At 45.0% G+C, this 25,132-nt stretch carries 16 protein-coding genes; all 16 read left to right on the top strand.

The features are described from left to right. The first annotated feature begins 36 nt into the window (after window positions 1-36). The 16 genes from G5B00_RS14480 to G5B00_RS14405 all read left to right on the top strand — a co-directional run bounded on the left by G5B00_RS14480 (window position 37) and on the right by G5B00_RS14405 (window position 24,825). A complete protein-coding gene (locus G5B00_RS14480) occupies window positions 37-1,329 on the top strand; it encodes an enolase C-terminal domain-like protein (protein WP_240894519.1) in 1,293 nt (430 codons plus the stop codon). Beyond that, a complete protein-coding gene (locus tag G5B00_RS14475) occupies window positions 1,326-2,474 on the top strand; it encodes a plastocyanin/azurin family copper-binding protein (protein WP_163876904.1) in 1,149 nt (382 codons plus the stop codon). Before G5B00_RS14480 ends, G5B00_RS14475 begins: the two co-directional genes overlap by 4 nt. 66 nt (window positions 2,475-2,540) lie before the next feature. After that, window positions 2,541-4,019, top strand: coding sequence for a PQQ-dependent sugar dehydrogenase (locus tag G5B00_RS14470; RefSeq protein WP_163876902.1), 1,479 nt, complete (start codon window positions 2,541-2,543; stop codon window positions 4,017-4,019). Between the two features lie 129 nt (window positions 4,020-4,148). Then, complete coding sequence (locus G5B00_RS14465) at window positions 4,149-4,517, top strand: hypothetical protein (protein ID WP_163876901.1); 369 nt, start codon at window positions 4,149-4,151, stop codon at window positions 4,515-4,517. A gap of 1 nt (window position 4,518) precedes the next feature. Further along, window positions 4,519-5,172 (top strand): carbon-nitrogen hydrolase family protein, encoded by a 654-nt coding sequence (locus tag G5B00_RS14460; protein ID WP_240894517.1) that lies wholly within the window; start codon window positions 4,519-4,521, stop codon window positions 5,170-5,172. A 275-nt stretch (window positions 5,173-5,447) separates the two neighbouring features. Next, window positions 5,448-6,866 carry a hypothetical protein gene (locus G5B00_RS14455; RefSeq protein ID WP_163876897.1) on the top strand — a complete coding sequence of 473 codons (1,419 nt, stop codon included), beginning with the start codon at window positions 5,448-5,450 and terminating at the stop codon, window positions 6,864-6,866. 533 nt (window positions 6,867-7,399) lie between these two features. Then, a complete protein-coding gene (locus G5B00_RS14450) occupies window positions 7,400-7,753 on the top strand; it encodes a hypothetical protein (protein ID WP_163876894.1) in 354 nt (117 codons plus the stop codon). Window positions 7,754-8,037: 284 nt separating this feature from the next. After that, the gene (locus tag G5B00_RS14445; protein ID WP_240894515.1) at window positions 8,038-11,298 is read left to right on the top strand and encodes a SusC/RagA family TonB-linked outer membrane protein; all 3,261 of its coding nucleotides are present in this window, start codon (window positions 8,038-8,040) and stop codon (window positions 11,296-11,298) included. 24 nt (window positions 11,299-11,322) lie between these two features. Next, the gene (locus G5B00_RS14440; protein ID WP_163876891.1) at window positions 11,323-12,882 is read left to right on the top strand and encodes a RagB/SusD family nutrient uptake outer membrane protein; all 1,560 of its coding nucleotides are present in this window, start codon (window positions 11,323-11,325) and stop codon (window positions 12,880-12,882) included. A 110-nt stretch (window positions 12,883-12,992) separates the two neighbouring features. Then, window positions 12,993-13,973 carry a DUF5017 domain-containing protein gene (locus G5B00_RS14435; RefSeq protein ID WP_163876887.1) on the top strand — a complete coding sequence of 327 codons (981 nt, stop codon included), beginning with the start codon at window positions 12,993-12,995 and terminating at the stop codon, window positions 13,971-13,973. A gap of 19 nt (window positions 13,974-13,992) precedes the next feature. Continuing rightward, window positions 13,993-14,922, top strand: a complete 930-nt coding sequence (locus tag G5B00_RS14430) for a DUF5017 domain-containing protein (protein WP_163876884.1) — start codon at window positions 13,993-13,995, stop codon at window positions 14,920-14,922. Between the two features lie 65 nt (window positions 14,923-14,987). Continuing rightward, the gene (locus tag G5B00_RS14425) at window positions 14,988-16,232 is read left to right on the top strand and encodes a hypothetical protein (RefSeq protein ID WP_163876881.1); all 1,245 of its coding nucleotides are present in this window, start codon (window positions 14,988-14,990) and stop codon (window positions 16,230-16,232) included. Window positions 16,233-16,279: 47 nt separating this feature from the next. After that, window positions 16,280-18,148, top strand: a complete 1,869-nt coding sequence (locus tag G5B00_RS14420) for a hypothetical protein (RefSeq protein WP_163876878.1) — start codon at window positions 16,280-16,282, stop codon at window positions 18,146-18,148. A gap of 35 nt (window positions 18,149-18,183) precedes the next feature. After that, a complete protein-coding gene (locus G5B00_RS14415; protein ID WP_163876875.1) occupies window positions 18,184-19,314 on the top strand; it encodes a dienelactone hydrolase family protein in 1,131 nt (376 codons plus the stop codon). Window positions 19,315-19,331: 17 nt separating this feature from the next. Beyond that, window positions 19,332-23,363, top strand: a complete 4,032-nt coding sequence (locus G5B00_RS14410; RefSeq protein WP_163876872.1) for a hypothetical protein — start codon at window positions 19,332-19,334, stop codon at window positions 23,361-23,363. 10 nt (window positions 23,364-23,373) lie between these two features. Next, the gene (locus G5B00_RS14405; protein WP_163876870.1) at window positions 23,374-24,825 is read left to right on the top strand and encodes a glycoside hydrolase family 5 protein; all 1,452 of its coding nucleotides are present in this window, start codon (window positions 23,374-23,376) and stop codon (window positions 24,823-24,825) included. Window positions 24,826-25,132 lie beyond the last annotated feature (307 nt).

Here is a 25,132-nt window from a genome sequence, read left to right as displayed (position 1 = left end):
TTAACCTACGTCACTTTCGTAACCTTAAAAAAACATATGATGAAAGACATAGAAATAATTTCCGTAGACTCTGATTTTCAGCGAGAAGAGCTAAGATATCATTTTGGATTTAAAGGTGGTTATCTGACCGAACTGTGGCAAAATATCGTTCATATAAAAAGTAAAGGCGGATTTGAAGCTCTTGGTATGGCTACGCAAAGCGTTTTATATGGTGATGCGAATGTATTTTCTTCCACATCCGAGGCAGGGGGCAATGCATTGATGTATACGCTGACAAACAAGGCGTTGCAAAAAATTATAAACCATGAATTCAATGACCCTATACAACTGATGGATCAGCTCATTCCCGAATTATATGACGAGGGTAAGCAACTGACAGGTATCGATCAGTTGAATATAAACTTTGTCTACAATGCACTACTCAGTGTGGATAATGCATTATGGATGCTCTATGCACAGGAGAATGGGTTATCTACTTTTTCCGAAACCATTCCTCAAGCTTACCGGGAATCCTTGTCCTCCAAAAATGATAAAATAGCGGTAATGTACCAGATATCCTATGATATGCCCATAGCATATGTAAAACAGGCTGCTGAAAACGGATACTTTGTCTTTAAGATAAAAACAGGATTTCCGGGCGATGATCAAGAGATGTTGCAAAAGGATATAGATCGATTGACCGAGATTCATGAGGTTTTGAAGGATGTGAAAACAACCCAAACAAGCAGTGGAAAAGTGTACTACACCATGGATGCTAATGGACGGTATCCCGACAAGGCGCTGCTTAAACAATACCTGGACCACGCCAGAAAAATAGGTGCCTTCTCTCAGATATTGCTGTATGAAGAGCCTTTTGTGGAAGAAAATGAGGAGAATGTGTCTGATCTGGGGGTATTGGTCGGTGCGGACGAAAGCATACATACAGAAGGAGACGCCTACAAAAAAATCAAACAGGGATACAAGGCTTTCGTCCTTAAAGGTATCGCGAAGACATTAAGTGCAACATTAAAGATTGCAAAAATAGCCTATGAACATTCAATCCCTTGTTTATGTGCAGATCTCACCGTCAATCCTATCTTGATAGACTGGAATAAAAACATTGCGGCAGCACTTCCCCCTTTTCCGGGCATAGGCATGGGGCTCATGGAGACAAATGGAGATATGAATTATAAAAATTGGGAAACCATGAAAAACAGGCATCCATATGTGGGCCAAAAGTGGGCAGAGATTTCAAATGGCGTATTTGAATTGGACTCCCATTTTTATGAATGTGCAGGAGGAATATTTACGATGTCTGAATATTATAAAAACCTTTTTAAAAAGAAATGAAAAAAAACAAAACATATATGGCCGTATCTATTTTCGGAATTAACTCCGTTGCTGCCTTCGGGAGGGTGAGATGGGCTGCCATCCTGGTACTTTTTGTAAGTGTATTATTGCCGAAGATGTCGCAAGGGCAACAAAAGGAGAAGATGATAGAGATGACGGTATTGCCTGGTCTACAGTTTAGCCTGCCGAGATTTCACGTATATCCCGGCCAGCAGGTCAAGATCAAGTTTACGAATACGGATGATATGGATCACAATCTTCTCATTCTTAAACCCGGAAAAAGAGAAGATGTCGTGCGTAAGGCTACGGAGATGACGGCAAAAGGTCTAAAAAATCAGTATGTGCCACCTGGTGGTGATGTATTATGGCATACTGCTGTTCTTCATCATGCCGATTCTGAGTTACTGACTTTTCGTGCCCCTAAAGAAGAGGGTATCTATCCGTATGTATGTACACTGCCCGGACATGGGTTTGTGATGTATGGTGCGATGTACGTCAATGCCTCCGGTGAAATGCCCCCTATAGAGAAAGATAATCATATCTCTCCGACCCGAAAGAAACCAGAAGAGGGACATGTGCATCATCAATCCCATCCTTATCCGTTAAAACCTCCTTATCTGTATCGATTGTACATAGAAGGGGCCGGTCCGGCAGCTATTGCAGTACACTTGCCGCACAAACTTTCGTATTGTTGGGATGCCGGAGCATGTAGATTCAGATTTGCATGGAAAGGAGATTTTGTGGACAATACGGATCTGTGGAAAGGGCATAAAGATGCGCGTGCTGTGATCTTAGGGGATATTTTCTATCGTGAAACAAAAGAGGCTGTCATTAGCATAGGAAATGCCGGGTCGGAAAGCAAGCCTCATTTCAAAGGTTATAAAATAGTAGACGGTGGATATCCCGAATTTCACTATACCATCAATGGGATATCGGTATTCGAACTGATCAAGGAGAGCAAAGATGGCAAAGGCCTCGTCCGTTCTTTCAGGATTCCTCAGCTAAAAGATAAGGTCCGTTTTGATTTTACACATACAGATGCTGTCCATTATTATTTTAATGGACAAGAACTATCGGCAGACCATTTGGAACTGGGTGTAAACGAAGGAAAACAATTTACAGTAGAAGCCCGGATAATCAAATAAGGTCTATATAGATTGTTAAAAAGCCTTATTATAATCAATATCCCTCACGTTAAAAAAACTGATTTGATGAAAAAGATTATTTTGTTACTAATTCCCGTATTCTTATTGGCTTCATGTCAATCCGACAGTAAAGAAGCTAAGCAATCCTATACTGTCGAGACCATATCCATGCCCGAAGGTTTGACGGCCGAAGTGGCAGCTTTGGATTTTTTGCCGGATGGAAGATTGGTCGCTGCTTTTATGCGTGGTGAAATCATGATCTATGATCCGAAAAAAAGTGAATGGAAGCTGTTTGCCAATGGTTTGCATGAGCCGTTGGGCCTGTTGGTTGTTAATGAAAAAGAACTGTTGGTGATGCAGCTCCCCGAACTGACCCGCATAAAGGATACCGATGGTGATGGTGTGGCTGATTCTTATGAAACGGTGTATGATGGTTTTGGTATGACTGGAAATTATCATGAGTTTGCGTATGGTCCTGTAAAAGATAAAGAAGGGAATCTGTATATCGCGCTCAATTCGTCTTCTTCCGGTGGAGGTATGGGAGAGGAATTGCGTGGAGAGTTGAACATGGACGGTAAGGGTGAGGGAAGAGCGATGTTCTCTACGGTACCGTATAGAGGTTGGGTCATCAAACTGACACCGGATGGAACGGTTATTCCTTTTGCTTCGGGCTTTCGTTCGCCCAATGGACTGTTCATAGACGACAAAGACCGATTGTTTGTGACGGACAATCAAGGAGATTGGGTGGGCTCTAGTCCTTTATTCTATGTAAGAGAAGGGAATTTTTATGGGCATCCCGCAAGTTTGGTATGGGACAAAAATTGGCATAGAGGCAATCCTTTTGAATGGGGGGTGGACTCATTGGACGCGCAGAGGGAGAAGCCTACCGTAATTTTCCCCCATGATATTATTGCCAATTCACCAACTCAACCGATTGCCGTTCGCAAAGGGATGAATATGGATCATTTTAAAGGGCAATTGATCATAGGAGAGATGAACACGGAGCGGCTGGTACGGGTCATGCTCGAAGAAGTAAATGGTGTGTTGCAAGGCGCAGTGACACCTTTTATTGATGGACAGGGTTTACGAAAAGGAAATAATAGGCTGGCTATTGCTCCGGACGGAAGTTTGTGGATAGGTCAGTCTGATCATGGGTGGCTGGGAGATCGGGGGATACAAAAAATCACCGCTACCAATAAAGTTCCTTTCGATGTAAAAGATATCAAATTGGCAAATGATGGTTTTGAACTGACCTTTACGAAAGCACTCTCCATTCCGACAGGAACGGATTTGGCCTCCTTGCTAAAAGTCAAAAGGTATTATTATCATTATCATGCCAAATACGGTTCCGAAAGAGTCGATGAACAAGAGATCAGCATAAAAGATCTTACCGCCGGGACCGGAAATACCAGATTGTCCTTACACCTGGATGAAATCAGGAAAGGATTTGTCTATGAAATCAAAATCGATTCGATATTTACAAAGAACCAACAGGATACATTGGCCAATAAAATAGTGGCCTATACGGTCAAAGAGGTTAAATAAAAAAAAGGCTTTGATGCATAGAGCTGATTGCGTATATCTAGAACAGAGGAATTTTATGCCGTCCCGACAGTTATCTGGATAGTTATTATCCTGTTAAAATGTTTGATTGAGAACAATACAATATGTGAAATGAAAGAAAAACTAAAAATAGGTATTATACGGGTACCGTTGTTCTACATTTTGTGTTGTATGCTCCTTTTTAATACAGCGAATGCAGCCAATCGGATACGGGTTGCTACTATTGGTGAAAGAACCCCAACGCTGGATAAAAATGTAGGGTACCAAAAGATGGTCGATCAAATGATCGCCTTCTGGAAACGGGAACTGGATCAGGTCATTCACGATGATCCTGATCTGATCGTTTTACCTGAGAATGCCGATTTTCCATGGGGACTGACACGTGCTGAAAAAAATGAATACATCAAAGTGCGTGAAAATCAGATACTTGATTTTTTTTGCATCGGTAGCAAAGTCAACAGGTTCTTATCTGGTGTATAGTATGAATAGATATGACGAAAACGGTGTATTGAGAAATACAGGTGTGCTGCTTGGGCGTAACGGAGAAACAGTCGGAATGTATGACAAGAATTACCCCACCATTGGAGAAATAGAGGGAGGGATTATGCCGGGTACAAGCGTGCCGGTTTTTGATTGTGATTTCGGAAAGTTAGCCATTGCCATCTGCTATGATCTCAACTTTGACAAACTCAGGGAACGATATGTGGCATTAGATCCGGATGTGATTGTTTTTCCTTCTGCCTATCACGGAGGGTTTGTGGAAAGCATTTGGGCCTATTCCTGCAGAGCTTTTTTTATAGGAGCAATCAGTGGCCGGGGAACTCATTCTCAGGTAAGAGATCCTCTGGGAGAGATTATTGCCAGCTCAACGAATTATTTTAATTATACAGTTGCCAATATAAATCTGGACTATAAACTTGTGCATCTGGACTATCACCGTGGTAAACTGAAAAACCTAAAGAAGAAATATGGCCACAGTGTACAGATTACAGAACCGGGCGGACTCGGTGTGGTACTGGTAACGAGTGAAAATGAACATGTCGGAGTCAAAGAAATGTTGAAAGAGTTTGATATTGAGGCCGTGGACGATTATTTCAGACGATCTCATCTTGTTAAAAAACAAAATGAGCATTAAAATACGAACAACATTACAGCTATTTCAAAGAGTATATCATGATCTTGCTTAAGGTTTTGAGTAAAAGATACTTATATAATTTTTTATTTCATTTATTTTTTTTGACATAAAAAATATTTTTATAATTTAGTGTTACCGTTAACGTAAACGAATCAAACTCTCTATAACTACGGTTAATTGTCAGACTGGTGCTATTGTGGACAGTATATATAGAAAATGTTGTTTTGTTAACGTTACCGTAAAATAGATTAAACTAACCTTTAAAAACAAATATTATGGATCAAAATCACAAAACCAAGGTAGGAAGGCAAGGTCTTCTGCTTGTATTTCCAAAATTGTTATCCATTGTTATGGCCGTTTCCTTTTTAGCTGGTTTGGCTGGGTGCTCCAAGGATGACCCCACGATAGACGACACAAAGCCAGCACATTTTGATCTTCGTCAGGTGGATGTAGACCTGAGGTATGGCTTACTTACCGGAACGACTGCTGAAATGGAGTACAGCTTGAATTCGACCAATGGCACGAATGGTACCTGGACAGCTGCGAGCGATGGCAGTACGACTGTCACCTTGGCCGAGGGTAGGATATATGTTCGTGAGGCAGCCAACCCTTCCAATGTACGTTTGGTCAAGACCATCGGTCCGGGGATGATTATCATCATTGACCTTGAGGCCGTAGGCATAGATGTTGCCGAAGGACAATTACTACAGACCACGACCCACCTTGAATACAGTCTGAATTCGACCAATGGAACGGATGGCGACTGGACACGGGCGAGCGCAGACCAGACAGCCGTTGAGTTTGTGGCCGGCCATGTGTATGTCCGCGAAGCGGAAGACCACAGCAACGTGCTCCTGGTCGCTACGATAGAGCCGGTAGCAGCAGCTCCGACCTTAGTGGGGGACGATGATACCAATACTATCACCGGCCTTACCGAAATCCACGAGTACAAGATCGATGCAGGCGAATGGACGGTGGGAACAACCGCGCCCGATCTCAGCGGGAGCGTAGTTGTACAGATACGTGTCAAAGCGACTGCTTCTGCATTGGCAAGCGAGATACAGACCATTAACTTCACGGCAGGGCCGGTCTTTTTTGAAAACTTTGCTTCATACGCAACCGGAACGAAGACCGGAACTGCTCTTGCTCCATGGGTGATAAGCAACTCCGGCACATACCGTACCGTCTATACGATAAAGGCTGAAGACAGTAATCAATATTTGGAGATAAGAAACGGAGCTGATGTTTTGACTACCCCGACTTTCCCTTCAACTGACCATGCTGTCGTAGAATGGAAAGTGAGAGTAGACGAAGTAAGCAATTTCCTTGTGACGGGCTATGGTGCAACTACTGGTGCTGGCGATGCCGTAATGCGCCTGATTCTCTCCACTTCTAGCGGTAATACTATTCTTCGAGGCTATCCACAAGACGGAAACGCCAATTCTTACATCGTTACACAGAATTTTGATCTTTACGACCAATGGGTGACTTTCCGTGTTGAAATAGTAGCCCATTCATCCACTGAAAATCGATACAAAGTTTATATAAACGGAAGTCAAGTCGGAGATGCTGACGGATACCCTACTATAGAGAATAATAAAGCCTTACAGTACATACGCTTTAGAAATCAGGGTACTTCCGATCTCTCTACGAAATATACTGACCTTGGTGAGTTAAAAATTACAGCCCAATAAACAGAATTAATAAAATAATAGGGTCATCGCTTAGCTGTAATTTGTAGATACGATCAGGCGATGGCCCTATCCCCCTTATATTGAACTGATATTTGGTTTATCTTTAAGTATCAGTGTTTTGTAATTAACAGATTGCCGAAATTGGGAATGTGTTACATACACTACTTACAAGGGGTGATCCAGAAAAATAAAATTTGTTTATCTCACGTCATTTTTATTTTGATATATTAAAATAAGTTTTTACTTTAGTAGAGCGTTAACGTAAACGTTAACGGGTGCCGAGTTATGATGATCAGTGGCTTTTGCTTGAGAAAATTCGTTTAAAATTGCTTTACCAAAGTATATAATATAATTACGGTAACGTAAACAAAACAGAAAACTTATAAAAGAAGAAAATATAAATTTAAAACCATAACGTAGAACAAGGCATTAATAGTGGAGAGGCGTCTGTGACATTGTGGAATAGAGCCGATACCGGTGGTTTGGGTGGTTTGGCGACCGTTTTTCAGTATTGTGCCATAAATCAATTAATCATGAAAAGATCATTTATTTTAGTAGGACTGTTGCTTATGTTTGGGATGGTTGCCGAGTTGAGCGCACAGGAAAAGAAAGTTGTCATTCTACACAGGCAAGAGACGATGAATCTGTTGGGTCTTGATCAGCAACAACAAAAAAAGGTCATGGCATTGGCCAAACAATCGGCTCGTGACCTCAAAGCACTGAAAGAAGATACTTCGCTTTCCGAACGTGAGCAAAAAACCAAAAGAGCTGCCATCTACAAGAATAGGGAGGCGGAATTCAAGAAGGTTTTGACCGAGGAGCAGTGGGGAAAGCTGACCGAAATGAGAGAGGCTGCAAAGAAGGAGAATGCACAGAATGGTCTGTAAAAGACCTGAGAGAGGGATAACTGTTCTTTTTGTCATCCTAACAGCCTGTCCCGAATACGTTCGGGAATAGAAGGATCTAAAAATTATACAGTTAGAAGATCCTTCGGCCAGGCCTCAGGATGACAAGAAAACGCTTAACTTGATGCCAATGCATTCGCAGACAGGAAAAATGACCAACAATGTTTTTCGAAAAACCCACAAGTTATGTTTTTCACATTATGAATCTAAAACTTATGCCTAAATTATTCAAGTGTATGAAATTTTGTAATGAATTATCGTGTTACATGCGTAATGCATTTAGTAACAGATATTTATATGGAGGGGTGAAGCTTAGTCTAGTGTTTCTGATGGCAGGGACATTACAGGTCGGTGCTGTGGAGTATTCTTCCGGAACAGATCTGTCACTAAACAATAGCGATGCCTTCTTGGTGATCAAGGAGAGACCTCCCGGAATCGATGTCCAGAACATCAGTGTCACGGGAAAGGTCATGAACGAGAAGGGAGAACCCTTGTCGGGGGCTGTCGTCTATGTCAAAGGGGTGAACCGTAGGGTAACGACTGATTCGCGTGGGGATTATCGGATCAGTGTACCGGGAGAAAACGCGGTATTGGTGTTCTCCTACGTAGGTTATGAGCTGCAAGAGATCAAGGTCGGTAGCCAGACAGCCATCAATGTTACCTTGATGTCGACCATCCAAAATCTGGAACAGGTTGTCGTCATGGGGTATGGCACCACATTGAAAAAAGATCTTACCGGTTCTGTCGGTACGGTAAATATGGAAGATCTCCTGGAGGCCCCGGTAGCGTCATTTGATGAAGCGCTGGCCGGAAGGATTGCCGGTGTGCAGGTCAGTGCTGACGAAGGCCAACCCGGCTCTGCGATGAAAATCGTCATTAGGGGGCAAAATTCTATTACGCAAAGTAACGATCCGCTATATGTGGTCGATGGTTTTCCGATGGAAGACTTTGAGGCTGCAGGAATTTCATCGGACGATATTGAATCCATCACGGTGCTGAAAGATGCTTCAGCTACCGCTATTTATGGTGCCCGTGGTGCCAATGGTGTGATTGTCATCGAGACCAAGAAAGGAATGGTTTCCGCACCAAAGATTACCTATAGCGGTCAGCTTGGAGTGCAGAATGTATTGAAAAAGATGGAAGTGATGAGTCCGTATGAATTTGTAAAATATCAAATGGAGCGCAATGCGGCTGCGGCGGCACAGTCGTATCTGACCAACGGAAGGACACTGGAGTCCTATCAGGGAGTAGCAGGTTATAATTGGCAGGACCGCTTGTTCAGAAGAGGGTCGACGATGAACCATATCTTATCGGTGAGGGGCGGAAACGAGTCCACTAAATATGCTTTTTCCACTTCTTTGTATAACCAGGATGGTGTGATCATAAGCTCTGCTTTTGACCGGATCCAGGGAAGGCTTGTCGTGGACCAAAAACTAAGTAAAAAAGTGTCTGCCTCTTTGAACCTGAGCTATAGCGACGGCGTGGTGAATGGCCCGTCTCCGGCAGTGAATGCCTCTCAATCCTCCAACTACTTGATGTTCAGTGCTTGGGGATATCGTCCGATCACGGGTTCGATCGGCCTTGAGCTGGAAGATGATCTTTTTGATCCGGACGTGTACGACCCGGAGGAAACAGATGAGAGAACTTTTGATTTCCGGGTGAACCCTGTTATTTCTACACAGCATGAGATCGTAAGTAGAAGGGTCCGACTGTTTTCGCCCAATCTGAACCTGGTGTATAACATTAATAAAAAATTCTCCTTAAATGTAAGGGGAGGCGCGACGCTCCGCAATTATATCAACCAGGATTTTCACAATTCACTGACAAGACGGGGTGCGCCAAGACCGAACAATGTCAACGGTGTCAATGGTTCTGTCATTAATAGTGAACGCTCCAGCTGGGTCAATGAAAATACACTGACGTATAAAAATACTTTTAACCGTGTGCATAAGTTGACTTTATTGGGCGGATTTACCATGCAGGCTTACAATTATAACAGGTATGGCTATCAATCCGTACTGATTCCCAATGAAGATTTTGGACTGAGCGGCCTGGAGGAAGGGACTCCCGGCACTACCTATGCGGAGGAAAGCTCATCTACTCTTGCTTCATTTCTTTCCCGTGCAGAATATGATTATAGATCCAAGTATTTATTGACAGCCAGCTTTCGGGCGGATGGTTCTTCTAAGTTCGCACGCCATAACCGATGGAGTTATTTCCCCTCGGGTGCATTCGCCTGGAGAATGAGCAGGGAACCCTTTTTGAAGAACATTAGTTTTGTCCATGATGCCAAGTTGCGTATATCTTACGGTGTGACCGGAAATAACAGGGTAGGTGATTTCAGCTATCTGAGTTCGATGAATATGCCGGTTGCCGATGGATATTCTTTCGGTGGGATAACGCCGGAGAGAAGTATGGTGCCCAATCGTTTGGGAAATTCACAACTGAAATGGGAAAATACGTCACAGCTGAATCTAGGATATGATCTTTCTCTTTTCAAAGGTAAGCTTGAACTGAATGTCGATGCGTACCGAAAAACGACCTATGACCTGCTGCTGAATGCCAATATCCCTTACACGACAGGATTTGCTACGTCTTTCAAAAATATCGGAAAAGTACAAAACCAAGGATTAGAGTTTACATTGACGACGACGAATGTTAGAAAAAAAGACTTTCGGTGGACGAGCAACTTCAACATAAGCTTTAACAACAACAAAGTACTGGCTCTCACCGAAGGGGAAGAGAATATGCTGACGCCGATGATATGGGATAGCGGGTACAATGGGGTACCGCTGTATATCACCGAGATCGGGCGGCCTATCGCTATGTTTTATGGCTATATATGGGATGGCGTATATACGCTCAATGATTTTGACGAGGTCGGAGGAAACTATGTGCTGAAAGCCAATGTGCCTTCCAACGGGGCGACCAGGTCGACCATCAGACCGGGCAATATCAAATTCAAGGACCTGAACGGTGACGGTACCATAGACTCGAAAGATGCAACCATCCTTGGGGACGGTGTACCGAAGCATATGGGTGGATTTGCGAATAATTTCACATATAAGCGATTCAGGCTACACGTATTCTTCCAATGGTCGTATGGACAGCAGGTGTACAACGCAAACAGGCATATGCTGGAGGAGAATGTGGGCAACCGGTCTCATCTGAATCAATTTGCAAGTTATGTAAACCGGTGGAGCTTTGATAACCAGGAGAGTCTGATCCCTCTCAACAACGGGCAGTCGCATTATGGAGTGTACAATTCGAGGGTACTGGAAGATGCTTCTTATCTACGGTTGAAAACGTTGAGCCTGTCGTATGCTGTACCGCCGACATATGTGAACAAGATAGGACTAAATACGCTGAGCCTTTCGGCCAACTTACAGAATGTGGTTACATGGACGAATTATTCGGGCATGGATCCGGAGGTGGCCATAAGAAGTACAGCCTTGACGCCGGGATTTGATTATTCGGCCTATCCACATGCACGGACAGTGACCTTTAGGCTGACTACTACATTTTAATTTATGGACTATTATTTTAGGAAGATGAAAATATTGAAAAACAAAATAGCCATCGGAATTTTTGCCTCAATCATTTGTTTATTCGGTACGGGATGTGAAAAGTTTTTGGGAACGACATCGGAAGACTTCTATACCCCGGATGAATACTATGAAACGGAAGCGCAGCTGAATACCGCTTTGCTCGGTGTCTATGACCCGTTGGGGTCGACAGATCTGTATTCGTACAATATCAGCAGTTTTTGGGGCACGGAGGCAGACGAAGGGTACTATGCCCGTTCGACGGGGGACGGGCCGCAGGTATACGATTATACATCCGCCCATACCCGTATACGCACACCCTGGCAAAAGCTGTACCAGGGCATACATCGTGCCAATCTGCTCCTGGCCAGTGCCCATAAACCCGACATGAGCGAAAGCTCCCGTAATGTGATTATCGGAGAAGCGCAGTTCCTGCGTGCCTTTTATTATTTTATATTGGTGAGCAATTGGGGAGATGTACCGCTGGTGTTGGATCCGACCAAAGAGCCGACCGGTAACAATGTCGCGAGAACCCCTGCCCGTGAGGTTTACGACTTTATTTTTGAGGAAATGAAAGAAGCCGAAAGAAAAGTCCGTACCATACAGGCCATCGGCCATTCGGGCCGGGTCAGTAAATCTGCCGTACAGGGAGTGTTGGCGAGAGTATGCCTGTACATGGCGGGGTACCCGCTGATGGATGTGGACAAATATCACGATGCCAGGTACTGGGCTGCTGAGGTCATGAAGTCCTCGCATGCGCTAAACCCGGATTATAAACAGATCTTTATCAACTATGCCAGAGATGAATACGATATCGGTGAAAGTATCTGGGAAGTAGAGTTCTGGGGTACCGGAGCAGGTACGTATAGAGAGGCCGGATGGGTCGGCGTCCGGTTGGGTATCGCGACCACCAATACGACGTTGGGGCATTCGTATGGTATTATCCGGACGACAGAGAAATATTATAGGCTCTTTGAGACCGGGGATCTGAGACGGGACTGGACGATTGCTCCGTATAGATATAATGGTACGAGCAAGGTCAATCACGGAGCGACTGAGATATATGTGAGGGATATCGGCAAATGGAGACGCGAATACGAGTTGGACAAGAGCACAAGTCTGAGTGCGCAAAACTTCCCGTTATTAAGGTATTCGGATGTGCTGCTCATGTTTGCCGAAGCCGACATCATGGCCAGCAACGCCGCACCTTCTCCGGAGGCTGAAGAAGCCTTTAATCAGGTAAGAAGAAGGGCCTTTGGATTGCCTCCCACTACACCGGGTTCCGATCAGGACGTATCAGGAATGAATCATGACGACTTCCTGGCCTTGATAAAAGATGAACGTTCTAGAGAACTTGGTTTTGAAGGCTTGAGAAAGTACGACTTGATCAGATGGGGAGATTTCCTAAAAGTCATGAGTGACATGGAGATCGATATATCCACCAGTAATGCACCCGTCTATGCTTCGAGGGCCTTTCAGAATGTGCAGCCAAAACATTTATTGTTCCCCATTCCGGTTCGTGAGATGGCCTTGAACCGCCTATTGACACAAAATCCGGAATGGTAGGGCAAATGGTTAATTTGGAAATTTAAGGGTTGAAAGTTTAGAGTTTAAGGGTTGACTGACAACAACTCTCCACTTTCAACTTTCAATTCTCCACTAATAAAAAAAATGTTATGAAAACAAAGATCTTTTATATTGGTTTATTAAGCATTGCATTGTTTTCCTGTACAAAGGAGAATGAAAGGATGTCTCCGGGTACACTGAAGATTACCCCGTTTAAGGTGACTGCCGATGCATTGGAAGTTGAGCTTGGTGAACCGGTTAATTTCCGGTTGGAAGGCAATGCCGATACGGTGTATTTTTGGTCTGGTGAATTTGGGAAGGATTATAGTTATACCGGTGGAAGAGAAGTGCCGGTTGAAAGTCCTACATTGAGCATTCGCACCAATTCTAACTATGGAACTCAAGAGTCGCTGTCGATTTTGCTATCACAAGATTTTAACGGTGATTACAGTTATGAAAGCATTACGGCGGCTAATTGGAAAGACATGACCTCAAAGTTTAATATACCTAAGCCTACAGGGGCAACTCTTATTCATTATGCATCTCCAGCGATAGATATTTCGGAGTTTATTGAAGAGGACAAACCTTACTATTTGGCTGTGAGAAATAATATAGCGCAATCTACCACAGGTAACACACCAACGCAATATTATTTTTATGCCAGTAATAACACGAATCCTTCGGGTAAATGGTCGTTTACAGGCTGGGTAAATGGTGAGTCTGTGGAGATATCTACATTTGCGGGTGCGGATTGGAAGGTTGTGGTGGATGGATATCTGGGAGGAGAGCTGGACGGTACAAGAGGGCCCCGGCCAAGTCCAGCTCCACCTGCTGCACCTACAAGTCTGTTTTTAGCAAGAAACTCGCCTTCTACTGAAGCAATGGATACTTGGGCTGTCACGAAAGCGTTTCAGGCGAAAGTTAATCTAGGACCGGATAAAGGTACTATCATTAAAAGAGTCACTGACCTCCCTTTAGAAGAATACAAGTACACTTATGCTGTACCAGGAGAATATAATGTCGCATTCACGACAATCAATAAGGATAGGACAGCACACGTTTTCCAGTTCAAAGTGACGGTGACTCCTTAATCATTAAAACTATTTAATTATGAACAGGATAAAATATATCTATGTACTGCTACTGATCGGTATCATCAGTGCATGCAGCAAGACCATGGAGCTCGCTTCATTGGATTTTGAAGCTTCCCTCGCGCAGGAGAAGGTAAAGGCAGGAGAAGAAATTACTTTTGATCTAAGGGGGCATGCCAATATCGTTACCTTTTATTCGGGAGAAATGGGCAAGGAGTACCAGTATCGGGAGGGGAGGCCTTTAGAGTTGTATGATCCGCAGGTTTCTTTTACATCGGATGCCTGGTTTGGAACGGAGCAGGGACAGATATCCATATTAGTTTCTACAGCATTTAACGGGGATGTTTCTGCTGATCATGTCAGGGCTAGTCTGGATGCGGGTGAATGGATAGATATCACGGATGAATTCCCGTTGCCCGAAAGAGGGCCTGTGAGAGAACAAGGTGTGCCAAACGGGCCCTTTAACTTATCTGATATCATTACAGCTGAGAAAAAAGGACTGTATTTTGCATTTCGGAACAAGACTGCGGGTGGTGGAGCGCCGACGCAATGGACATTTGGCAGGTTTCTGATTACGGCTAATAGTGTACTGGGGAGACAAGATCTGGTGACTACACAGACCGCAGGTTGGTCATCCGTTGTATTGGGAGCCCCCGGAAACCCGGGTGGACCAAACGCTTCGGGTACCTCTGTCTGGTTCCCGCGCGGCAGTACACCCTATCCGGCATACGATAACTGGATTATTTCAAAGAAAATCGAGTTTACGGATCAGGATTTAGGCCCCGATTTGGCAGAACCCGTCAAGAGCTATGCCGATCCTCAGCTTACAGAGTTTAAATACACGTACGATGTTCCGGGAACATATGTTGCTACTTTTTTGGCTTCCAATGTCAATGCAGAAGGGGAGGTAAAAGTGGTTAAGCAGGTGAAAGTGGTGGTGGAACCATAATGTATTTACTTAATGCACCATTCATAAAACAGCTTCAACTTATAGCCTAATTAATACCAAGTATTATGAAAAAATATCTTATCCTATTCAGTGCGTTATGTGTCCTTTCGTGTACGAAGGGTCCTGATCAGCCTCAAGACACTTTAGTAGAGCTGGATGAAGGTGACGGAGTCACCGAAGTATTCCAGTATGTGTCCTATGTCAAGCAAGGCGATGGAAGCGGAAATTCCCCCGGCAATGCGGCTGACTTCCTGAATGCTACCTTTTGGGGGAAAGTAGCTCAGCTCATATTGAAGTCTCCGGTCCGGGTGAGGTTTGCCGAAGGTGATTACGTAAGAGCATACAGCGAAAAGTCGTTGGTATTGAATACAATCGGCAATGCTAAAAATAGATTGACGTTAGAAGGAGTTGATGGCAAGACCATTTTCAATGTTCCTGCTGACCTTGCTCTTGAGAAAGGAAACTTGCTCGATCTTAGGAACGTACAAAATGTACATGTCAAAAATTTCTCTTTTACCGGAGACGGCCGATTGGGGTATGCAATGAGGATTGCCTCTGATGCGGGTAAAACAACCAAAGATGTAGTGATTGAAAACTGTTCCTGGACGGATATGCTTGGGATTATTTATGGAGCGTCTGGTGTACATTATGCAGGCACAAGCCATGTGACCTATTTGAATTGTACTTTTAAGCGGGTCGGGATCGACAGCCATTCGCACCATATCTATAATGCGTATGGCCCTTCTCATGTTTATATTATTGATTCTCATTTTGAAGACTGTACGGGCGATTATGTGCGTTTCCGGGACAATATGGATTATGGTATAGTAAGAGGTTCCACTTTTGTCAGAAATCCAAGCACGCATTTTCAACCCCGGCCATTTATTTCTGTCCCTTTGTTTAATGATGTGAATCCGGGAGATGAATATTTCGCTACCAACTATTCTTTTACCAATAATTCTTTCACCAATAATGATCCATCTAGCAATATCGATAGGGCTGTCATGTTTTACCACATGGGTTGTGATCCTCCGGGGTGGAATTACTTGCTGACCGCTGCGGAAGGAACTACATTACAGACCGGATTAGATGCGGCAAAGAAAGCTTTGTTGTTGAATAATTTTGGGATAGATACGGATAAGGTAAGGATGAGCGGGAATACGTATTCCTCCCGAATAACGACTAAAGTTGCTTTGGGTACTTTTCACGGATATGTTTGTTCAGTGTCTAAAGGTTTTGGTGGCGGTTATGGGGACATAACAAGCTTGTTGAACGATAGTACAGAGCCTTTTTCATGGGAGAAGGAATAATTATAATAGCAGATACATTTAAAGTTTTTAGCTGAATTAAATATAAAATGATTAAGAAAAAAATAATTGCATTGAGCTTCATCATCTGTATGGTTGGAGCGGCTTATGCCCAGGAAAGAAAAGAATTTGTTTTTGAGGACTTGGGAAAACCGATACGGATGAACCTTCCTATTGAACTCGTGACCGATGCTCCTGAAACCGGTCCTATAGCATGGGCAGGCCTTACCGATGCGGACAGAAGCGCATTGGTAGGTGTGCATATGGAGAGTGGGCAACTCACCCAGGTAGATCTTACGCCTTACGGTAAGGCAAATAGTGTATTGCTGTTTAAGCAAAGCGAACGGGTACTGTATTTGTTTGCAGGTGTCAAAGGCAGGTTTCTAAAGTATGACATTCCAAGCGGAAAGCTTTCAACGATTGGCGAGCCCAGTATCGCCACGTATTGGGTAAGGGGAAGTTTTACGGTTGCTCCGGATGGTAAGATTTATGTAGGTACCTTTCCACAGGGGTCTTTATCGATCTTTGATCCGGCCACCGAAAAGGTGGAGCACTTGACCCGTATTTCACCCAATGCCGGTATAGAATATATCATTAAGCCCGAGAGTGATGCGGATGGGATTATTTATTGTCCAATGGGCATGCATCATGGCGAACTATGGTCTTTTGACCCAAAGACAAAAGAAAAAAAGCAGTTGTTGCCCAAAAATCTACAAACCTACGGTGTGCCGTCTATATGGCGTGCCGAGGATGGAAAGGTGTACGGCAAGAAAGGAAATACCGTATTTCTGTGTTCGGCAGACGAGATAACAATTGGGCAAACACAGCCTGCACTTACGAAAAATAGCCCCGTTTTGAAAGGGAAGAAGGCTCTGCACATTGATGATAACGGAAGTCTGGTCTTGGAAGATGAACGGACAAAAGAACAGACACGAATCAAAAGTACCTTTGAAGCTTCAGCCAAATTGGTATTTAGTATCAGTGATATTCATGATGGAAAATTGTATGGAAGTAGTATGAAACCGGGAAATATGTTTTCCTATGATACCAAGACCGGCGAGCTCACCAATATGGGACGTGTCGCCCGTGGTTCTACACAAATATATGACCTGCTGTCGTATGGCAAAGGACTGTTTGTCAGCAGCTATACGGGAGGCTATATCGAGTACTTTGAGCCCGGTCGTCCTAGATCTGCAAACAATCCCCGTTTGTTGGCTCATCTGCATAGACTGGCCAAACAGGAACGGTTGGTGCAGCTTGTGCTTGGACCTGACGGCAAAATATATTCCCCGACAGCACCGATCAAAGGGCATATAGGGGGAACCCTGCTTCAGATCGATCCGGTCGCTATGAAGACCGCTATTTTCCGGCATGAGGATCTTATTCCAGATCAAAGTTATACTTCGGTCACTTCGGTTCCGGAGACCAATGAGATTTTTGTTACTTCTTCCATTCAGGGCGGAACGAGTGCGAAACCCACAGAAAAAGAAGCTTGGGTCTTTCTATGGGATCCCAAAACGCAGAAAATGACTTATAAAGCCCAGCCTATTCGTGGAGCGACAAGTTACTCAAAAACAGTACGGGCTTCGAATGGCAACATCTATGGTTTCTCTGGTAACAAGTTTTATGTCTTTAACCCGGTAAAACGAGAGGTAGTCTTTCAAGGAGAGGTAAAAGGTCGTGACGCATCAGCCCGGGTAAGAGTAGTGGTGAGCGAACAGGCCGGAGCCGATGATCTGTTGTATGTGGTAGATAGTGCTGGAGGAAACCTGATTGCGATCAATCCGTCTAACCATAGTGTGCACATATTGGCCCAGCACGATTCACTCAAAGGAGCGCGCTTTGCTGAGGTACAGGCAGATGGCTATCTTTACTATTCTCATGGTCCTTCATTAATGCGAGTAAAGGTAACGCCATAGGCCATTGTTGGATGCCTGTGTAAATCATTTGCTATATGAACACTATTCAACCATTCCGTATGCTTCTGGCCGTAACTTTTTGGCTTGTTGTCTGTTTTCACTTTGCTGATGCTCAGCATGCCAAAGTGTTGACGGACCAGGTTAATGATGAGCGGATCGATGCCTACGAAAAAGAACTGGAAAAATATCTGACGCACTACCTTGTGGACGGATACGATGCCCGAGCTGCAAAAGCTTGGAATCGAGATTACAGCAGTGTAGGTGCGTTTTTGCGTAGTGTAGATCCCAATAGGTTGCGCTGGGAGAAAGCTGTAATAAAACCTCCTGTACTCCGCAAAACGGGGACGCTCACACGCAAGCCATATGATCTGTTGGGTACTCCAGGTGAGTGGTTGGAGCTTCCACTTGATGGGATCTCTGCCCAGGCAGTCATTGCTTATCCCAAGGGGGCAAGAAAAGAATCTCCCGTGCCATTGGTCATCGCACTGCATGGAATCGGGAGTGGGCCGGAGACCCCTTTTGAAAACGGTAAGAGCTATCATGCGTATGCACAGGCCTTGTTGGATGCTGGTTTTGCTGTGTTGGCTCCGCTGAACTTGCGTACCAAAGAGCGCCGCAATAATATCGAACGTCTGGCCAGATTGGCCGATGTCAGCCTGCCGGGAATTGAGCTGGCACGTCTACAGCATTTGCTAGATGTCATACTGGAAGATGAGCGTATCAATGAGCATCAGGTCGGTGCCTGGGGTGTTTCTCTTGGAGGGATGGCTACGATGTTTTGGATGCCGTTGGAGCCGCGGATAAAAGCGGGTATTGTTGCCGGCTGGTTCAACAATCGCATTTATAAAATGGCTGTGCCCGATACACGGTACAGCAGCTTTGTCAGAAATAAAGAAGAGCATGCTTTCTTCACGGGCTGGCTTACGGAGTTTACGGATCACGACGTAGTCTCGCTGATCTGTCCCCGGCCGCTACAGATCCAGCACGGGAAGAACGACGGTATAGCCTATTGGCCATTTGTGGTAGAAGAATTTGAACGCAGTAAGGAACATTACGATCGTTTAGGACTGTCAGACCGTATTGAGCTGAGCCTGAACGAGGGGGGACACGAGGCCCATGTAGAAGAAGGCCTGCGGTTCTTCAAAAAATGGCTGAAAAGAAAATAAGTATGATAAGAAATATAATGAGAAAATTACTCTTTGTGGTAGGATTGCTGTGTGTGTGCCTGCTAGCAGATGCGCAGCAGAAAACCACCGTGGTCCTCCATAGAAAGGCGACCATGAATGAGCTTGGGTTGAATGAACAGCAACAGGCAGAAATCACGGCGTTAACCCAACAGTCAACCGCAGATATAAAGAAGATAAGGGAGAATCCAAAGCTCGCCGAGTCCAAGAAAAAATCAGAAATATCGCAGATTTATGTAAAGAGACAAAAAGCTTATGAAGCTGTATTGACATCGGAACAACTGGCAAAGTATCAGCAATTAAAAAACGTAAATAAAGGTGAATCCGTGCTGTACAAATCATTGCCGCTCCGCAAGATAGAAAGAACGACTTCGGCGGATGGTCTGACGATCGTCGTACCTAAGGATAAAGAGTGGCATAAGCTTGGGACAGCAATAGCGAGCGCCTTGAAACGGTATTGGAAAAAGGACGTAAAAGTCCACGAGCCGGACGAAACAAAGTTTGCTACAGGCTGGTCCGGCAATGTGATTGTGCTGGGTAACTTGGCGAATAATAAACAGATGGCTCGATTGTACGGTATGCGCTACGCATACGCAGATGCAGTATATCCGGGCAAAGCGGGATATCAGTTACAGACAGTGATCGATCCGTTCGGACATGGAGGCAATACCATTGTCATTGGTGCCAGTGATCTGGAGGGTGCCAAGTTGGGCGTCCAGAAATTGCTTGAAGTGCTGCAGCAACAAAAGGATCCCTCCATACCCTGGCTGATGGAACGACGCCTTGCAGAGGCTACGACGCAGTATTTCAGGGACTATGAAAGGTCTTTTAAACCCAAAAGTAATCCGGCCTTTTTTGCCGGAGCCAAAAAACTGCTGAACGATCTACGGCCTGTAATGTATGATGAGCCGAGTAAAAATGTCTTATTGAGAGTCCGTGCGCAGATCAACCTGTTTGGTGAGTACTACGTGCTGACCGGAGCTCCGGGCTATCGGGACGTGTACAGGGAATTGCTGTTAGGCTATGCCAGATTCCTCAACCGTTATCCGAAAGAAGCAAACAATCAGCTGGTCTGGAAAAACATGTGGTCGGCGGGTGAGAAATTTTTTCAATTGTATGCGATGTTGGAGGGAGCAGCTATATTCAGCGATGAGGAACGAAAGGAGATCGTATCGGCTCTTTACCTGACCTGTGAGGCCAATGCACAGGATCCTTACCTAAAGGGGGCAAAAGAAAAGGCCTCCCGGTGGAATCATGAGATATTTCCGGCGATGTCTTTGGTGGGCTCCTCTTTTTATTTTGAGACCTACTACGATCTGCCCGAAGTTGCGGAGTGGCGCCACAAAGGGCATAGGATCTTTGTAGGGAATACAACAGCCTTGACACTGGATGAAGGATCAGATTATCTGGTACACGTCCCGATGGTCACCATAGATTATGCTATGTTTACGGGGCAGGAATCCTTTCTGCAAAAGACCCTTCGTATCAGTGCGGATCTGCAGGCCATGATGATCGACAATCTGGGTACTATGGCGGGGGGAGGGGATACCTATCCCTTCGGTAGAAGCAGTGCATATTCCTGGGGGCATTCTCAAGTGATGTATGCAGCCTCTTGGTACTATAATGATCCAAAATATAATTATTTGCTGGAAAACGCATACCGAGGCCCGTTCCCTAAACAGGCAATGAGTGATCTGCAGTATCCGATCCGTCGGTACATGGCAACACACAGCCAGGCTGACCAGATGGATGCATCCCGCTATGCGAAGGTAGAGGCTCTGGAAGTGGAGCAAGGTGTGTACGATGACCTGAAGAAAACACAGGAACTCAATGTAGAGCAACATACTACCTTTCATAAGATGACTTTTCGTGCCGGATTTGGATTGGATGACAGCTATCTGGTCATTGACGGATTTTCCGCGGGCAAGCACGGACATGACGATGGCAATGCGATACTGGACTATAGTGCTTACCGCCGTTTATTTCTGGTGGACAGGGACTATATACAGAAGTCCCCTGAAAATCATACAGGCGTAGTGGTTGTCAAAAACGGAGAACAGCATCCAAAGCCGGCACTTGCCCAATTGCAATGGGTAGGGGACATGGATGGGGTGGCCATCAGCAAAAGCAGTGTGCCGGATTACAACGGCACGGATTGGGACCGGACGATTGTTTCGCCAGATGGTCAGTTTTTTATTATATACGATGATCTGACCTTCCGAGAGTCGGGCCACTATCTGTTGAGAAATCTATGGCAATCTCTGGGTACAGCGACCACCAAAGGCAATACTTTTCACGTGGAGCAAAAGGGAGTGACCATGCTCATTCAGAATTTGGGGCAGGGCATTCACCGGTTAAAGAATATTTATGGTCATTTTATAAAATACTGGAAGCTTGTGTACGACTATCCACATGCAGACAGCGAGACGGTACTGTCACAGGATATATTGGAACGGGAATACCAAAAAGGAGAGCGTACGGGGTTTGTGAATGTTCTTTCAAGTCATCGTGAAGATACTGCGCCAGTCGAGTCATATGCGTTGGATGCACGATCGGTAGTCGTACGTTCCCAAGGTAAAAGCTGGGTGGCTATTCGGGATGGGTTGGAGGGGCCAGGGATTTTCAGCAATGGAAACCTACACCTGATCGGAGAGAAAGAATTCATAGCTGTAGCCGTCAGCAAACTGCGTATCGGCTCGAAAGAGCTCAATTTTGAAAAACCTGTATTCTTTAAGCTGAATGCCACCAATGGTGAATGGAAAGCTTACTCCGTGTTGAAGAACAAAACGCGTTATGACGCTACCGGCAATCCGGTGGAAGCAAAACCACTTCAAAGTGGGCAATTGAGCTGGAACCTGTCCGACCAAAGACAGTTGACAAAGAGTTTTCTGGATAGGGGTACGCTCCCGGTCAATGAGATCGTGTCTGCTAGGTCTGCCGTAGGTGTGAAGAATAGTCAAAAGTTTCGCGGTCTGCATGAGCAGGTGACAAGCAGTTGCACAGGTGACCTGGATGGTGATGGGGTAGAAGAATCTGTCTTGTTGGCCGGTATCAATGGTAATGTGGCCGCAATCGATGCGAAGGGCAAGACATGGTGGACGTTTAAGGCAAAAGGGCGGGTCAACGAGATTACGTTCCAGCGTGTGGGAAACAGGTCGTTTATTTTCATTGCCACCGAAAACTGGTACTTGCACGCACTGGACATAGAGGGGAACGAGCTTTGGCAGCATCAGTTTCCGAGTGGAGGGGCTGAAACCGAGTATAAAGGCAACCTGTTGGGGCTGACCCATGTCCGAATAGCATATTTGCAGGGAAAAGATGCCGATCCGTCGGTGATGGTCGGTACTCAGTTCAGGTTTGTGTATGAGCTGGACCTGGCTGGTAAGCGTAAGGGGCGTTCTTTATTGTACTACTATGGTATTGAGGATATGGCATTTGCCGATTTTGACGGAGACGGTAAAGATGAGGGGGTAATAGCCATGGAATACTACAATTTTGTGGTGTTGAAAGGCAAAAAGGAAACGAGATTCGGCAGGTTGCGTGGGCCGGGATGGAAGTTTACGAAGCTTGTCGACAGCTATGGCGATAAAGGGTTGCCGGGCGTACTGTTGGGGACAAAGCAACGGGAAGTCATGCTCGTGCAGTACGAAGGTAAAGTTTTGGAGCGATGGGTAAAGAATGTAGGAGGCGAAGTCAATGTGTTAAAACGGGATCTGTCGGTGGGCAAAAACGGTTCGGAAATTCTGGTGGGTACCGAAGGTTTTCAATTCTATGTCCTTTCGCCCGATGGAGAGACCATTTTCCGAAAGACATTGGATAATAGGGTGTTGTCATTAAACAGCTTTGTTCGGGACAAGCAGACTGGATATCTGGCCGGGACTGCCGGTGGTCGCTTGTGCGAATTGACAGATTCCCATCAAAAGGAAAGGTGGGTACAGTTTGATGCGGAGATAGCCGATATTCACGTGATCCGTAATGGTACGCTCCCGGTGGTTGTCTTGGAGAGCGGTGAAGTGATTATAGATTTTTAGACTTAAAGATATGAAAATGAAATTTAATATGGGCTATTTCGTACTTTTAATAAGTATCGCAGTTGTTTTTCTTGCACCTTCGTGCGAAAAGGAAAAAAAGACCGATACTGTAACAGAGAGAATAGACCCTGTATTGAGCGTCATGGCGACATTGGACGGCTCGGAAGAAAAGTTCTATGCAGAAGGATCGACCTTGAAATCAAAAGATATTCTTATCAATTTTCCCTCGTATTTCCCGCAAGAGAGCGACGAAAAAATAGATCTGTCAAAGGTAAAGCTGGATATCGTTTTCAACGAGGGGATCAAGGTAGTCACTGCTATCCCCGCTTTGGTCAACCTGGAGAACCCGTTTGTCGTCAAGATCCAAAATGTCGACGGTAATACCGAGGAGATCAGCATACGGGCAAACATTCAGAAAGACACGGAAAATTTCCGTATCTCCAAAGGTATAAACATAGCTTCGTGGCTGTCTACGCCCAAATATACGGGGACAGCAAGAACGGCATTTTTTACGGAGGCAGATGTAAAGCTGCTTTCCGAGCTGGGGTTTGACCACATACGCTTGTGCATCGATGAAGTGGTGCTATGGAATGAATCTGGCAATAAGATAAGGTCCTATGGCTTTGACCTGCTGCACGACGCGATCAAGTGGTGCGACAAGTATGACATGGGGGTGATCGTAGATATGCACGTCACGCGCAATCATCGGTTTACCAATACAGAAAACACCTTGTTTACCGACCCTGCCCAAGAGGCTAAGTTTGTCGAGCTATGGGAAGATCTGTCGGACGAATTGAAAGATTACCCTAATTCCCTGGTCGCCTACGAGCTGCTCAATGAACCGGTATCTGCCGGTGGTGCGGCAAACTGGAATAGGGTCTCTGCATCGGCGATCAACGCGATCCGGGCAAAGGAAGCCAACCGTGTGATCATCGTCGGCGTGTGTACGGTAAACGGAAGTGTCAGGTACAATGATCTTACGCTGCCTTCTACGCACCGGATCATAGCTACATTCCATTACTACGGGCCTTTCCTTTTGACGTACTATGGCTTTTCCTCTACTACCGGAGGGCGTACGGATATACCTATCCATTATCCCACCCCGACCCCCGAACACGCACAGCTGGTACCCGAAGAATGGATCAGCGCATTGCCTGCCAACTGGCAATCGACAGGCAGGAATACATACGATAAGACCGAGCAGATAAGAAGAATGCAGAGCGGCCTTGATATAGCCGACAGGTTGGGGGTGCCGCTATACGTAGGTGAGTTTGGAACGGCAAACCTGACTCCCGAACCTGCCCGGTCCAACTGGTATAAGGATATCGTAGCTATCTTGAAAGAACGGAATATTGCATACGCCTCATTTGATTACAAAGGCGCAGGCTATAGCGTGGTCAATGAAGATGCCAACCGGACATTGAGATATCCCGGTATCATTGATATTATTTTGGACAAATAGCAGAACCTTACTATTTAATGCGGAGATAGTCGATATCCACGTGATCCGCGATGGAGCGTTACCGGTGGTTGTTTTGGAGAGTGGTGAGGTGATTATAGATTTTTAAAAACAAGAGGCTCAAAGATGAACAAAAGGATACTTTTACTAAACAATTGTGGTATAAATCCGTATTTAATTAGTATACATGACAACTGTTTTACGCGAAAGTAAAGAAGGAGATGGCCATGGGAGGTCTTCTTCATTCGGAGCCAAGATCTAAAGGATAGAAGGAATTCGGGAACATTGGAAATACAGAAATTAAAACTCA

The organism is Parapedobacter sp. SGR-10 (assembly GCF_011030405.1).
In the GTDB taxonomy this organism is placed as follows: Bacteria; Bacteroidota; Bacteroidia; order Sphingobacteriales; family Sphingobacteriaceae; genus Sphingobacterium.
Note: the sequence above shows the minus strand (reverse complement) of the source record. Positions and strands in the feature narration are given on the sequence as shown.